The sequence below is a fragment of the Veillonella tobetsuensis genome (assembly GCF_001078375.1).
Classification (GTDB): Bacteria; Bacillota; Negativicutes; order Veillonellales; family Veillonellaceae; genus Veillonella; species Veillonella tobetsuensis.
On sequence record NZ_BBXI01000003.1, the window covers coordinates 143,120 to 156,655 of the forward strand.

Consider the following 13,536-nt stretch of genomic DNA (forward strand, 5'->3'; position numbering starts at 1 on the left):
TAAATTTGAGAAACCTATCATGATAGTACAATTATATAGTATAATACTATATATATTCAAAATTACTAATTTAGAGTTAATATAATAGATTCACGAGGTGAGATCATGAAGTTGTGGAGTAAAAAAGTAATGGCACTAGCTTGTGCAACATGCCTAACAGTTGGCATGGGGGCAGTAGCCTGTGCAGATACGATTGACCTAGGTTATGGACAATATGCAACTACAAATAATGGTGTTAGTGCCACCGCTATAGACGTAGTTTCTACAAATCCTAATTTTAGAACTAAGGAACAAAATAAAGCTGTAAATGAGGCTAATGCGGAAGTTAGAAAAAAACTTAGCGAGCGCATGCAAGAGATATATCAAGTAGCGATTCCTCCATTTAATGGGAATACTGTAGATGGATATAGTGTCTATCAACTATCTGGAGATAGTGCTTTGGGCCACCATACAGCTTGGTTGATATCATATAATCTGAATAAAGATTTTATTGATTATTCTAGTGATGTATCGACTCAAATTGTTAATTCTGTAATGGCCGAAAAACAAGTAGGAATAATTACAAATAATAAGCCATACTCCAAATCAAATGCAGAAGAGTTTATTACTCAGTTGTCATTAGTCAATTTAGATCGTAATTCATTAACACCTGTTATGATCGAATATAATACGGCAATGCAACGCAATATGAACAAGCAGTTGAATCAAGCTGTTATAGATAATGCAACTTTATCTCCTAAAGAACAGCAACTTACAAATGAAGCGATTGATGTTTTAAAGAAAATTATCCCTAATTTCTCGGTAGGTGCTACAGAATTATCTTTTAGCCCTTACACCTCTAAATTTGGTACTCTTGAGAGAGTGAGCTTACGTGGTAGCATTAATTATGATGGATTCATGTTGCCAGGTGCGTTGAATCTGTATATATTACCACAAAATGAAGGTATTTCTATACAAGTATTGGCGACAGAAGATACGAGCAGAGATTACTGGTTAGGACAACTAGAATCTATGTATAGTTTAAAAACCCTAAAGGGAGGACATAAATAATGAAACCATTAAAAACGCTTGTGTTAGCAGCCTGTTTAGTTGGTGCTGTTACTAGCTTGGCTGGTGCAAAGGATGTAAAAACGTTGGCTGGCACAATGACTGTTCCAAATACAGTGACTGTCACATCTGCAGCTAACACAAATACAGTAGGTATTATAAAAGATATCCTTATCAAAGATAATGCAAAGCCTAATATCAATAAACTTACACGGCAAAGTAATGATGAGGCGTTGGCTGTTTTAGACCAAATGGGTATTTCCTACGATGTATATCAAATCCAAGGTGAAGATAAAACAGGACAAAAGGATGCGTTGTTAGCCGCTGTAGATTTAAAAACAGCAGCTAATGCATTGTTTGAAAATCCTAAAGGTAATGCTCCTATTCTTCCTGTATTAGCAATACTTAATACGGGTAAGATGGATCCTATTACAGAACAACTTATGTTGACTACGGTTAATAATGCACTGCCAAAAGAAACTAAGACGTTTACATTGGCAGATAAGAATATACCTGGTTCTGTATATGTAAAAGCCGGTAATGATTACAGTGCTGCTGTTGGTGTAGTGGGAGAGCGTAAAGCGCCGACAACTGTTACTGTGGAAAATACAGAAATGATGGAAAAAATAAATAATACAAAGTATCCAACATACACTGTTGGTACTCGTGTATTGCTTGATACAGAAGGTCTTAAATTCCCTTACTATGCAAAAGCAGCTCTTGTAATGACCCCAGAAAAACCAACACTGTTTTTGGCATTAACAAGTGATGTACAACGTCAATATTTTATGCCAATCTTTACAGAAGCTTTCAAATCCATTAAATAATTAATTGAAATACATCGTGTTGTGATGTTTGATTTAACTATATATTTGTAACAAAGGAGAGTTATTATGAAAACGATTCATACAGACAAAGCACCTGCAGCAGTAGGTCCTTATTCTCAAGCTAAGGTAGCAGGTGGATTCTTATTTGCGTCTGGACAAGTGCCAATTAATCCTGAAACAGCTACAGTTATTGAAGGTGGTATTGAGGCACAAACTGAACAAGTATGCAAAAATATCGAAGCTGTATTAACTGAAGCAGGTACAGACTTTTCAAAGGTTGTTAAAACAACATGTTTCTTAGCAGATATTAATGATTTTAAAGCATTTAACGAAGTATATGCTAACTATTTTACTTCTAAACCAGCACGCTCTTGCGTAGCTGTAAAAGATCTTCCATTAGGCGTATCCGTAGAAGTGGAAATCATTGCGGAAGTGTAATATGGATTATATTTCTTTATTACAGTCTGAGATGCGGCCTGCCTTTGGTTGTACTGAGCCCATTGCTTTGGCGTATGCGGCTGCGAAGGCAGTCTCTGTTTTAGATGAGTTTCCCAATCATATTCATGCGCGATGCAGTGCGAATATTATTAAAAATGTAAAATCTGTAGTCATTCCTAACTCTGGTGGTCGTAAAGGCCTCATAGCTGCAACGACTCTTGGAGCTATCGTAGGTCATCCGGAACGTGAGTTAGAGGTATTGGAATCTGCTACAGATGAAGATCGCAAATGGCTTGGTACATTGCTTGATGCTAATTTCTGTACCGTTTCATTAGCGGAAGGCGTAGATAATCTTTATATTGAAATTACGGCTGAAACAGATGCACATACGGCCGTTGTTCGTATTGAAAATGACCATACGAATATAACTTATGTATCTGTGGATGATGAGATTATCTCTGAATCTGTCAATGAGATTAAAAAAGCGGCTAAAACTGAATGTGCCATGACCTTTGATAGCATTTACGAATTTGCTAAGAACGCTGATATTTCTGGCATTTTGCCTCAAATTAAACAACAAGTCGAGTATAATACTGCGATTTCGAAGGAAGGTTTATCTAACGATTATGGCTCTAATATTGGCCAATTGCTATTGTTGGATGATGAGAATCCTTCCCTTGAAACGAAATGTAAGGCTCGTGCAGCGGCTGGATCTGATGCTCGTATGAGTGGATGCCCATTGCCTGTAGTAATTTGCTCAGGTTCTGGTAACCAAGGCTTAACCGTGTCTGTGCCTATCATTACATCTGCTGAGGAACTTGGTAAAAGTAATGATGAACTGTATCGAGCGCTAGTCTTTGCAAACTTGTTAACCCTTTATGTTAAATCTGGCATTGGTAAACTATCCGCCTATTGCGGCGTTGTATCTGCCGGCGTTGTAAGCGTAGCAGGTATTGCCTTCTTGAAAGGCGATAGCAAAGAAATTATCGAGAACACCCTTGTAAATGGCCTTGCAAGTCTATCTGGCATTGTATGTGATGGAGCAAAGCCGTCTTGCGCAGGTAAAATTGCAATCTCTTTAGATGGTGCCTTTATGGGCTATAAACAAGCCCGCCTAAATAAGAACTACCAAAAAGGCGATGGCCTTGTAGCATACTCCGTTGATGATACCATCCGCAGTATTGGTACCGTGGCTCAAGGCATGAAAGAAACGGATATCGTTATTTTGAATGAGATGTTAAAACATTAAGTCTTACACTTAAATATGTGATTGCATAGAAAAAGAACCCTCGTTGAAAGGGTTCTTTTTGTTTACTGTAATTTTTTAGGATCTTTAAGTAGCAATGATGCCCCTAGGCCCATTACGAGGAATGGTACTAGCGTCATCATTGCAGTTGGGAGTGAGTAGGTGTCGGCTAGGTTACCCACCACTGGTGCGATGATACCGCCAATAGTTTGGCTCACGCCGAGGGTGATGCCGGAGGCAAAGCCGATGCTTTTTGCTAGGTAGGTTTGTCCTAATACGATGACAGGACTGTAGCTAATAGCTTTGGCTGCGCCAATCATGAGTAAAAGTAGATAGCCTACAGGTAATATGATTGCTGGAGAGAAGGTTGGTACTTCGGTTAATAAGAACATCGCTGGTAACCAAATTAATAGAGATAATCTAATGATTTTGATAGGACCATATTTATCGCCCAATAGACCGCCGATATATGTCATGAAGATGCCGATACTAAAGAATACGGTTAATGCAAAACTGCCTTGTTCGGGACTAGTACCGAGCTCACGAGTCCAGAAAATAGGGATGAAAGCGTTGATAACTCGGAAGTTGACCGATTGGCTGAGGATGATGATGAATAGTATGCCAAAGTACTTCCAGTAGTTTTTCAGAGGTTTAGCTGCCACTGTAGGATTTTCAGCAGCTACAGCTTGGTCGATTGTACATGCATAAGATACGATGCGCGGCATGAGTACGAATAAAACTGATGAAATAAGTATGCCTACTACTGTGAAAGCCGCTAATCCATGTGGACCGACCGTATAGGCGATGGCACCTGCAAATAGAGGCCCAATAGCAAAGCCTGAACTGCCACCGATGGCAAAGGTTCCCATAGCTTTCCCTTTTTTGCCGCCACCAAGGCGATTCATAATTTTCGCACCTTCTGGATGGAAAATAGAAGAACCTACACCGGCGAGTGTGGCACAAATTAAGAGGCTTTCATAAGAGGTAACAAAACCCATCATACCCGTACTACAGGCGGATAATAAGACCCCCATTGCTATGAGGCGCGGTTGATTGATTTTGTCTGAAATATAACCGAGTAAAGGTTGTAGTAATGACGATAAGGCCGTATTGGCTAAGATAAGAAAACCTGCTTGCTCTAAGGATAGTCCATAGGTATAGATGAACAATGGCAATAGTGCAGGCAATACACTTTGGCATGAGTCATTGATCATGTGGCTCAGCGTGATGAGATAGGGATAATATTTTTGCATAGTAGTATCCTCTTCGATTGATGATGTAGTGTACGATATATTTCTATTATATACTATATTTGTATTAAAATATAAAATTGCATGACAGATATTGGAAATATAAAAATCTTTACAGATTCATTGACTAGATGTAATATTATGAATAATTAAAGCATAAAACTTATTTAAAAAAACAAGAAAACCTAGATAACATCTGGATTATGTGTATCTAGGTTTATTTATTATATCTCTATCATTATCATTTAAAAGAATGGCAGAGGAGGAGGGATTTGAACCCCCGCGCCGGTTGCCCGACCTACCGCATTTCGAGTGCGGACCCTTCAGCCTCTTGGGTACTCCTCCGTGCTTTACGACGCTCTTTAAAGAAATCTTTCATCAATTGGCTACATTCATCGGCTAGGATGCCTGCTTGCAATTGCGGTTCATGATTTAATCCAGGGTGGGATAGCACATTAAACAAAGATTCAACAGCGCCTCCTTTGTAGTCGCTAGCACCATATACAACACGATCAATACGGCTGTTAATAATGGCTCCGGCGCACATCGGACACGGCTCTATCGTAACATACAGGGTGCATCCAGTCAACCGCCAGCGTTTTAGGCTATCACAGGCTTCGCGAATGACGAGAACTTCTGCGTGCGCCGTTGCATCATGATCGAGTTCACGTCGATTATGGTGGCGCGAGATGATTTTGTTATTATAGACTAAAATAGCACCAATAGGGATTTCACCAAGGGCATAAGCTTTTTGTCCCTCCTCGATAGCAAGGCTCATAAAGTATTCGTCGCGACTACGTTCGTCCATCTGATTCAGTTCATTTTGTGGTATAAGGTCTTTTGTCATTATAGTACCTCTTCATGTATAATATCTTACATAAAGTCTATCATATTATATGAGTTTTTGCGAATAGATTTAATCGTTGTATATGTAAATCGTGTGAGGCAATTATGGATATTATTTGGTATATGTTTGATATGATTGGCACCGTTGCTTTTGCCGTATCAGGGGCGCTTGTGGGCGTGTCGCGTAAAATGGATATTTTCGGTATGGCTGTACTCGCTTTGGCTACCGCTATTGGAGGCGGAGTTATTCGAGACGTATTGTTAGGCTATTTTCCACCGAACTCATTGAGGAATGTTGTATATGTTACGGTAGTTCTGGCAGTGACATTCATCGTTTTTGTGATCTATAGCAGTCGTTATCATCGCAATATGATGGGGCCTCGCAGCCGTGCTAGCTATTTGTTTGCCGATGCATTGGGGTTGGCATCCTTTACCGTAACAGGTGCTTCTGCGGGGTATACATTATATCCTGAACTTCCTATCTTTATTGTGTTACTAGGCACAATTACTGCTGTGGGCGGAGGTATTTTGCGTGACATGTTAGCACAACGGGTGCCATCTGTACTAAAAGAAGATGTATATGCACTACCTAGTATTATTGGTGGGATTGCATATTATTTATTTGTTATTTACGGTTGGTCTGATCAGGCCGTATATGGTGCTTTCAGCATTGTACTAGTCATTCGATTGCTGGCTATTAAATATCAGTGGAGCTTGCCGCGCGTTAGATAGTAGCGGAGGTTATGGCTAGATTTGCGAAAATATGACTAAGTGATATAATTGTAATATTAGTTATTTTTAAAATGATTGTATCCCTTACAATAGTTGTGAAATGTACGCGCATGCGTGCTTAATGAAGGAGTTTAATGTATGTCTAAGAAATGGTTGAAAGTAGCATTAATGGTTACCGCTATTGCTACTAGTACATCCATCCAAGTTGATGCGGAAACTGTACTGTTTGTTCCGCAAGATGATCGACCTGTAAGTCTTCAGTATACCGTTGACACTGCAAAAGCTGCGGGTATGACGGTATTGACACCACCACAAAATTTAATATCTGGTAAAACCTATAAGGGGCAAGCTGACCAAATTTGGAATTGGGTAGAGCAAAATGCGGGGCGTGCCGATGTTATGGTATTGAGTACGGATACATTGATTTATGGTGGTCTTGTAGATTCTCGTAAGCATAATTTGCCTCTAAGTACATTGGAATATCGCTTAAAACGTATTGAAGCGTTAAAGGCAAATTATAAGAATACTCGCATTTATGGTTTTGGTACTGTAATGCGTTCTCCACGCGCTAGTGGGGGTGGCACAGAACCGTCCTACTATGCAGACTATGGTCCAACCATATTCCAAATTGCTGCATTGCAAGATAAACTAGACGCTGGTACATTGACTCAAGCAGAAACACAAAAATTGATGAGTTTACAAGCCTCTGTTCCTGTAGAATACTTGCAAGACTGGTTTTCCCGTCGTCAAAAGAATATGCAAATTAACAAGGGCTTAATCGATGAAGCGCGTAAGGGGGTATTTGAGTACTTTGCACTCGGTCATGATGATACGTCTCAACTATCTCAATCCGCTTTGGAAGGTCGTTATTTGAGCCAATACTCTAAAGGAATTCCACGCACTCAATACGGAAGTTTTCCAGGTGCCGACCAACTGGGCTTGTTATTGATGGCTCGTTCTCGGACTGATGAAAGTGTAGAGAAACCAACATTCTCCATCATCTATCCCCTTGGTGGAGCGGGTAAAACATTACCAGGCTATGAAGATCAAACGATTGATAAAACCATTGCAGAACACGTAGAGGCTGTAGGTGGTACGATGACAACAGCTGGTAAACCAACGGTTCTTCTTGCTGTTAATACGCCACTATCTACGAGCACCTCTGAATCTGAAGCATTTGGCAATTTGCCAATGGTGTCTCAAGCAACTAATGCCTTTGTAGACCGTATTCAACAAGCTACTGAGCAAGGTGTAACTGTGAGTGTTGCAGATATTGCTTATAATAATGGTTCTGATAATACCTTGGTAGGTGCGATGTATAAACGTGACTTACTGTATAAAATAGGTGCCTATAATGGCTGGAATACAGCAAGTAATACAGTAGGTTATGCTATCGCGCAAGGCTTGTTGCTCAAATCCATGAGCCCTGAAGGCCATCGCGATATGTTAACCCAGCAATATCTAGATAACTGGGCGTACCAAGCTAATATCCGCAAGGATATTTATCGCATGCAGGATTCTATCCGTACCGATAATGTACGTTACTCTGGCGATTTAAATTCAAAACTAGAAGAGTACTTACAAGAACGAATTCAAGATTTTGGTAAAACCTATTTAAAGGTAGACCCTCGCACAATCAAGGCTACATTCCCATGGGGCCGTCTATTTGAAACAGATATTACCGTATACAATAAACCGGTCGTACCATTGCAAAAAGACATTCGTTTGCAACGTGAAGCAGAAGCAAAAAGAAAAGCTGAAGCAGAGGCTGCAGAGGCTGCAGCGGCAGCCGCATTAGCAAACGGTCAAACAGTACCAGCTGCTCAATCAGTAGCAACTCAACCAGTAGCAACTCAACCTGCTACACCTGTTGTGGCGGTACCAACAACTCAGCCGGCAACGACTCCTACTATTATTCCTACACCGGCAGCGGTGCCACAATAATAATTGCGTATGAAAAAAGCATTTTTACCTGAAATAACCTATATGCGGGGACTTTGCATGCTCGGCGTTATCGGCATTCATGTAGGTTCCTATGCATTACAAAATCCATTCGTTAATTTACAACTCATTAGCGTATTGGAAATCTTATCGCGATTCGCGGTACCCGCATTTTTCTTCCTTTCAGCGTTTGGACTGTTTTATCATACATCGGTAAATGATCCATTTAGCTACAAGGACTTTATGAAACGGCGTATCCAAGTGGTACTATACCCTTATATCGTGTGGTCCTTATTTTATCTCCTCTATACAGGAATAACGGCGCACAATTTAGGTAATCTGCATCCAGGCCCATTAATAGTGAACCTCCTATTTGGAACCGGTATGTACCATTTGTATTTTATGGTCATCTTGGTATGGTTCTATGTGCTTATGCCGTTATGGCGTGTCCTGGTGCGGTGGATTTTGAAAGTCCCCATTCCATGGCTCGTTATCTTATTTGCCTTGCAATTAGGATTTGATTTTATATCGTCCTATCGACTAGGTGCGTGGGTGACACAGCAATTTAGTGATTCACCAACTATCAAATATCTTTTTGATATGCGCCTTAACTATTGGGTGATTCATTATGTATGGATATTCCTCTTTGGTGCTGTTGTAGCAGAAAAATATGAACAAGCATCAGAGTATATGTGGCGATATAGATATATTTTGGCGATTTGTGCTGTTGTATCGATGCTCTCCATGTTAGGGGCCTATTACTACGTGATGGATGTATGGCATTACACTGTTCTTGAAGCGATTTACACGGTCCATCAGTTAAGTCCAATGGGGGTATTCTATACGGCGTTAGGCACATTATTTAGTCTATTCCTATTCCAAGTAATGCCTCTCAACAATACGATGGAAGCATTTTGGTCGCAAATTGGTGACACATCCTATGGCATATACTTAGTACATCCATTCTGGTTGTTGATTATGACAGGCGTGATGGTAAAATATAATCTTTTGTTTACGGTGGTTCATGTTGTTTTACTCTATGTGATGGCCGTAGGTTTATCCTACTTAACCACAATCGCTTTAAAACAATTGCCTACATCGGCTCGTAAATATATTCTTGGTAATTAAATCTTAGGTTATATCGTGTGCATTATACGTACGATATAGCTCTTTATAAGAAAAACCGCTCTGGCCATAACTTATAGTTATCGGGAAGGGGCGGTTTTTTTCATAACTAAAAAGAAAACTTTCACAATGTAAAGTGTAAAAATTAATTAGTAATTGTGCTATAATACAATCATACTGATTAGAGTTACAACAAGGAAAATGAGGTGCTCTTATGCAAGAATTAACATATTTTAACGGTGAATTCGTCGAATCAGGTGCAAAGGTTATCAGCATTAATGACCGAGGCTATTTATTCGGCGATTCTGTATATGAAGTTGTACGTGTTACAAAAGGTCGTTGTTTTGCGTTGTCCTATCATCAAGATCGTTTATATCGATCCATGCGTGAAATGGATATACCTGTAAAAATGACACCTGATGATTTAACGGAACTTCACGAAATTTTGATTGAACAAAGTGAAATCAAAGAAGGTTATATTTACTTACAAATTTCTCGTGGTGTAGCGCCGCGTCATCATGCATATGATCGTTCTAAATTGGAACCACAAATGCTCATGTCTATCCACAATCTCGATATGGATGAGGTGAATAAGGTGGCAGCTGGTGTAAAAGCGATTGCTTTGCCTGATGAACGTTGGAGCCATGTAGATATTAAAACAACTAATTTGATTCCTAACATTTTGGCACAAACAAAGGCAGAAAAGAAATTTGCTTATACAGCGATGTTATTCCGTGACGGCATTTGCACAGAAGGGGCAACATCCAATGTGTTTGCCGTAAAAGATGGCATTCTTTATACTCATCCAGCAGATAATTTCATCTTGAAGGGCATTACTCGTCAAATGATTATTACTCGTGTAGCACCATCATTAGGGGTTACTGTCATTGAAAAAGAATTCGACCGCGTATTTGTAGATGATGCGGATGAATTATTCTTTACCGATACTATTGGTGGCGTAATTCCAATTACAAAACTCGATCGTAATCCAGTAGCTGATGGTAAACCAGGTACTGTGACCATGAAATTACGACATGGTCTGGAAAAATTAATGGAAGAAGGCTTAGCTTAACCTAGTTTTACTATAGCTTTGATATTGTTAGCTAAGTGGCTAGTAAGGGGCGCTTTCACAGAGAAAGGAACTATTTTGATTACATTAGAACACATTAGTAAGGTTTACGAAGGTGCTCATCGCGTAGAGGCCCTGAAAGATATAAGCCTCACCATTGAAAAAGGGCAAATCTATGGTATTATCGGTCAATCAGGGGCCGGTAAATCTACATTGATTCGCTGCATTAACATGCTTGAAGCACCTACATCGGGTTCTGTTATCGTAGACGGCACCGATTTGACGAAATTGAGTGCTAATGAATTGCGTAAGGCGCGCAAAAATATTGGTATGATTTTCCAACATTTTAACCTCTTATCATCTCGTACCGTGTATGATAATGTAGCATTTCCATTGGAAATACAAGGGATGAGAAAAGCTGAGATTAAGGAACGTATCACACCGATTCTTGATATCGTAGGCTTGTCTGACCGTGTAAATAACTATCCATCCCAATTGTCGGGTGGTCAAAAGCAACGTGTTGGTATTGCACGTGCATTGGCATCTAATCCGAAGGTATTGTTATGCGACGAAGCAACATCCGCCTTGGATCCACAAACTACACAATCTATCTTGAAATTATTGAAAGATATCAATGAACGCATGGGGCTTACTATCGTTCTTATCACTCATGAGATGCAGGTTATTCGTGAAATCTGTGACCGCGTAGCTGTTATCGAAGGGGGCATGATTTTAGAGGAAGGTAGTACCGTTGATGTATTTACGAATCCGAAGAAACCAACTACAAAGGACTTCGTTGGTTCTGTAGTAAGTGATAACCTACCACAAGAGGCTCTTGAACACTTTGAACTTCACCAAGATTGGATTGCTGGTACGGCACCACTTGTAAGATTGAAATTTACAGGTCAAGCTACAGATGAACCGGTTGTGGCGGGATTAGTTCGCCGTTTTGATCTTGATGTAAGCATCTTGTTCGGAGGTATCGATTACATCCAAAATACTAGCGTTGGTCGCCTCATTGTCATCTTAAATGGCGATTCTATGAAGGCTAAAGAAGGGCTAGACTATATTAGAACATTACCAATTGAAAGCGAGGTGATCGGTTATGTCAGAGCAAGTCGTTAAATTGTTACTAACCGGTACCTTGGATACATTGCAAATGACTGTAATTTCTACAGTTATGGCAATGCTTATTGGTATTCCGCTTGGCGTAGTATTGGTTATTACGTCTAAAGGTCATATCTTAGAAAATACAGCACTTAATAAAATTTTAGGTGCTATCATTAATGCTACACGCTCTATTCCGTTTATTATTTTGATGGTTGCTATCATTCCATTTACTCGTATGGTAGTAGGTACATCCATTGGTACAACTGCAGCCTGTGTGCCGTTGACATTGGCGGCAATTCCGTTTTTAGCACGCTTGGTGGAAACATCCATTAAGGATATTCAGTTTGGCGTTATTGAAGCGGCTCAATCCATGGGGGCCAGTCCATTCCAAATCATCCGTAAAGTATTATTGCCTGAGGCTTTGCCTACGATTATCGATAATGTAACAGTACTTATCGTTAATTTAATCGGTTACTCTGCGATGGCGGGTGCTATTGGTGGCGGCGGTCTTGGCGATATTGCAATTCGCTATGGTTACCAACGTTTCCAAGGGGATATCATGCTCGCTACAATCATCATTCTTATCATCATGGTACAAGTAATCCAAATGGTTGGTGATGCTTTATCCAAGGCGATGAATAAGAAATAGGAGGCGTTATGAGCGTCAATGAAAAATTGAGAAGTGCTCAACATGACGAGCTCTTTTCAGGTATATTACAACTTCAAACTGTGGAAGAGTGTTATGCATTCTTTGAGGATATTTGTACTGTAAATGAATTGAAAGCTTTATCACAGCGTTTACAAGTAGCAAAAATGTTGCGTGCTGGTGATAGTTATGAAACAATCGTAGAAGAAACCGGTGCTAGTACAGCAACCATTAGTCGCGTAAAACGATGTCTCGTTTATGGTGCTGATGGATATACCTTGGTATTAGATCGATTGGCAGAAACAAAAGATTCATAGAGTGTTTTCATAAAATCACAATTATACAACGGTGACCGATGGGCACCGTTGTTTTGCATATAAGGCTATTATTTTTCTATCTGTGAATGGTAAAATAATATTATGAATCTGATCAGTGAGATTTTGGAGGTCGTATATGGACTGGATTCTTTCGATAACTGGATTGCCGTATGACTTGGCGATTCTCATGCTGCTTGCTATAGCTGGGGCCTTTGCGGGTTTTGTAGACTCCATCGTCGGTGGTGGCGGTCTTATTTCCGTACCGGCTATGTTGCTGACAAATTTACCGCCTAGCGTTGCATTAGGTAGTAATAAACTATCTAGCATCTTTGGCGCTGGTAGTGCGTCTATTACTTTTTTACGAAATCACATGGTTGACTTTAATCTAGTTCGTAAATTACTACCTTTTACCTTTATTGGCTCTATGCTGGGCACATTAGCAGTTGTATCGTTACCGCCATTATATGTTAAGCCCATTATTATTGTATTACTCGTAGCGGTAACCTTATTTGTGGTCTTTAAAAAGAATTGGGGCGAAGTGAATCGAACATCCCAAGTAATGGGACGGGCCTTATATATTTGCATGTCCTTTGCTCTTGGCATTGGTATCTATGATGGATTTATTGGACCTGGTACGGGTACATTTCTCATCATGGGATTTATCTTTACGGGCTTTGATTTCTTGCATGCATCAGCAAATGCAAAAATATTAAACTTTACCAGTAATTTAGCATCTTTACTGGTATTCCTATATTTAGGTCATGTCAATATTATGTATGGTTTGGCCGCTGCTGTAGGTCAAGTTGTTGGCGCTTATTTAGGTTCTCATCTAGCGATTGCGAAGGGGTCCTCCTTGGTGCGCGTAGTATTCTTGTCGGTAACGACCGTTATGTTATTAAAATTAGTATTTGATTATATTTCTACCTTATAGGAGGTGTGAGT

General features: G+C 39.9%; 14 protein-coding genes and 1 tRNA gene. 12 read left to right on the forward strand and 3 right to left on the reverse strand.

Features of this window, described 5'->3' with window-relative positions; all coding sequences use genetic code 11:
* Positions 1-105: 105 nt before the first annotated feature.
* The 4 genes from VEI_RS01870 to VEI_RS01885 all read left to right on the forward strand — a co-directional run bounded on the left by VEI_RS01870 (position 106) and on the right by VEI_RS01885 (position 3,561).
* A complete protein-coding gene (locus tag VEI_RS01870) occupies positions 106-1,050 on the forward strand; it encodes a hypothetical protein (protein WP_059361598.1) in 945 nt (314 codons plus the stop codon).
* Positions 1,050-1,874: a hypothetical protein gene (locus VEI_RS01875; RefSeq protein WP_059361599.1), complete on the forward strand. Its 825-nt coding sequence runs from the start codon at positions 1,050-1,052 to the stop codon at positions 1,872-1,874. The genes VEI_RS01870 and VEI_RS01875 overlap by 1 nt, the downstream gene beginning before the upstream one ends.
* A 66-nt stretch (positions 1,875-1,940) precedes the next feature.
* Positions 1,941-2,312, forward strand: coding sequence for a RidA family protein (locus VEI_RS01880; protein WP_059361600.1), 372 nt, complete (start codon positions 1,941-1,943; stop codon positions 2,310-2,312).
* 1 nt (position 2,313) lies between these two features.
* Positions 2,314-3,561 (forward strand): L-cysteine desulfidase family protein, encoded by a 1,248-nt coding sequence (locus VEI_RS01885; protein WP_059361601.1) that lies wholly within the window; start codon positions 2,314-2,316, stop codon positions 3,559-3,561.
* A gap of 62 nt (positions 3,562-3,623) precedes the next feature.
* Here VEI_RS01885 and VEI_RS01890 read toward each other — a convergent pair whose 3' ends face one another.
* From VEI_RS01890 to tadA, 3 genes are all read right to left on the reverse strand, one after another.
* Positions 3,624-4,811: an MFS transporter gene (locus VEI_RS01890; protein WP_059361602.1), complete on the reverse strand. Its 1,188-nt coding sequence runs from the start codon at positions 4,809-4,811 to the stop codon at positions 3,624-3,626.
* A gap of 251 nt (positions 4,812-5,062) precedes the next feature.
* Positions 5,063-5,153: transfer RNA gene (locus VEI_RS01895), tRNA-Ser, on the reverse strand.
* Positions 5,107-5,655, reverse strand: coding sequence for a tRNA adenosine(34) deaminase TadA (tadA, locus tag VEI_RS01900; protein ID WP_082161447.1), 549 nt, complete (start codon positions 5,653-5,655; stop codon positions 5,107-5,109). Before tadA ends, VEI_RS01895 begins: the two co-directional genes overlap by 47 nt.
* 104 nt (positions 5,656-5,759) lie before the next feature.
* On the opposite strand from tadA, the gene VEI_RS01905 reads away from it, so the two are divergent.
* From VEI_RS01905 to VEI_RS01940, 8 genes are all read left to right on the forward strand, one after another.
* Positions 5,760-6,386 (forward strand): trimeric intracellular cation channel family protein, encoded by a 627-nt coding sequence (locus VEI_RS01905; RefSeq protein WP_059361603.1) that lies wholly within the window; start codon positions 5,760-5,762, stop codon positions 6,384-6,386.
* Between the two features lie 138 nt (positions 6,387-6,524).
* Positions 6,525-8,330, forward strand: coding sequence for a DUF4127 family protein (locus tag VEI_RS01910; protein WP_059361604.1), 1,806 nt, complete (start codon positions 6,525-6,527; stop codon positions 8,328-8,330).
* Positions 8,331-8,339: 9 nt separating this feature from the next.
* Positions 8,340-9,455, forward strand: coding sequence for an acyltransferase (locus VEI_RS01915; RefSeq protein ID WP_059361605.1), 1,116 nt, complete (start codon positions 8,340-8,342; stop codon positions 9,453-9,455).
* Positions 9,456-9,666: 211 nt separating this feature from the next.
* Positions 9,667-10,524, forward strand: a complete 858-nt coding sequence (locus VEI_RS01920) for an aminotransferase class IV (protein WP_059361606.1) — start codon at positions 9,667-9,669, stop codon at positions 10,522-10,524.
* A gap of 75 nt (positions 10,525-10,599) precedes the next feature.
* The gene (locus VEI_RS01925; RefSeq protein WP_059361607.1) at positions 10,600-11,646 is read left to right on the forward strand and encodes a methionine ABC transporter ATP-binding protein; all 1,047 of its coding nucleotides are present in this window, start codon (positions 10,600-10,602) and stop codon (positions 11,644-11,646) included.
* Positions 11,627-12,280, forward strand: coding sequence for a methionine ABC transporter permease (locus VEI_RS01930; protein ID WP_059361608.1), 654 nt, complete (start codon positions 11,627-11,629; stop codon positions 12,278-12,280). Before VEI_RS01925 ends, VEI_RS01930 begins: the two co-directional genes overlap by 20 nt.
* Positions 12,281-12,288: 8 nt before the next feature.
* Positions 12,289-12,594: a YerC/YecD family TrpR-related protein gene (locus VEI_RS01935; RefSeq protein ID WP_059361609.1), complete on the forward strand. Its 306-nt coding sequence runs from the start codon at positions 12,289-12,291 to the stop codon at positions 12,592-12,594.
* A 136-nt stretch (positions 12,595-12,730) separates the two neighbouring features.
* The gene (locus tag VEI_RS01940) at positions 12,731-13,525 is read left to right on the forward strand and encodes a TSUP family transporter (RefSeq protein WP_059361610.1); all 795 of its coding nucleotides are present in this window, start codon (positions 12,731-12,733) and stop codon (positions 13,523-13,525) included.
* Positions 13,526-13,536: the final 11 nt, after the last annotated feature.

Coding starts and splice junctions, on each gene's coding strand:
- VEI_RS01870 (WP_059361598.1), top strand. CDS start 106: ATGAAGTTGTGGAGTAAAAAAGTAATGGCACTAGCTTGTGCAACATGC.
- VEI_RS01875 (WP_059361599.1), top strand. CDS start 1,050: ATGAAACCATTAAAAACGCTTGTGTTAGCAGCCTGTTTAGTTGGTGCT.
- VEI_RS01880 (WP_059361600.1), top strand. CDS start 1,941: ATGAAAACGATTCATACAGACAAAGCACCTGCAGCAGTAGGTCCTTAT.
- VEI_RS01885 (WP_059361601.1), top strand. CDS start 2,314: ATGGATTATATTTCTTTATTACAGTCTGAGATGCGGCCTGCCTTTGGT.
- VEI_RS01890 (WP_059361602.1), bottom strand. CDS start 4,811: ATGCAAAAATATTATCCCTATCTCATCACGCTGAGCCACATGATCAAT.
- tadA (WP_082161447.1), bottom strand. CDS start 5,655: ATGACAAAAGACCTTATACCACAAAATGAACTGAATCAGATGGACGAA.
- VEI_RS01905 (WP_059361603.1), top strand. CDS start 5,760: ATGGATATTATTTGGTATATGTTTGATATGATTGGCACCGTTGCTTTT.
- VEI_RS01910 (WP_059361604.1), top strand. CDS start 6,525: ATGTCTAAGAAATGGTTGAAAGTAGCATTAATGGTTACCGCTATTGCT.
- VEI_RS01915 (WP_059361605.1), top strand. CDS start 8,340: ATGAAAAAAGCATTTTTACCTGAAATAACCTATATGCGGGGACTTTGC.
- VEI_RS01920 (WP_059361606.1), top strand. CDS start 9,667: ATGCAAGAATTAACATATTTTAACGGTGAATTCGTCGAATCAGGTGCA.
- VEI_RS01930 (WP_059361608.1), top strand. CDS start 11,627: ATGTCAGAGCAAGTCGTTAAATTGTTACTAACCGGTACCTTGGATACA.
- VEI_RS01935 (WP_059361609.1), top strand. CDS start 12,289: ATGAGCGTCAATGAAAAATTGAGAAGTGCTCAACATGACGAGCTCTTT.
- VEI_RS01940 (WP_059361610.1), top strand. CDS start 12,731: ATGGACTGGATTCTTTCGATAACTGGATTGCCGTATGACTTGGCGATT.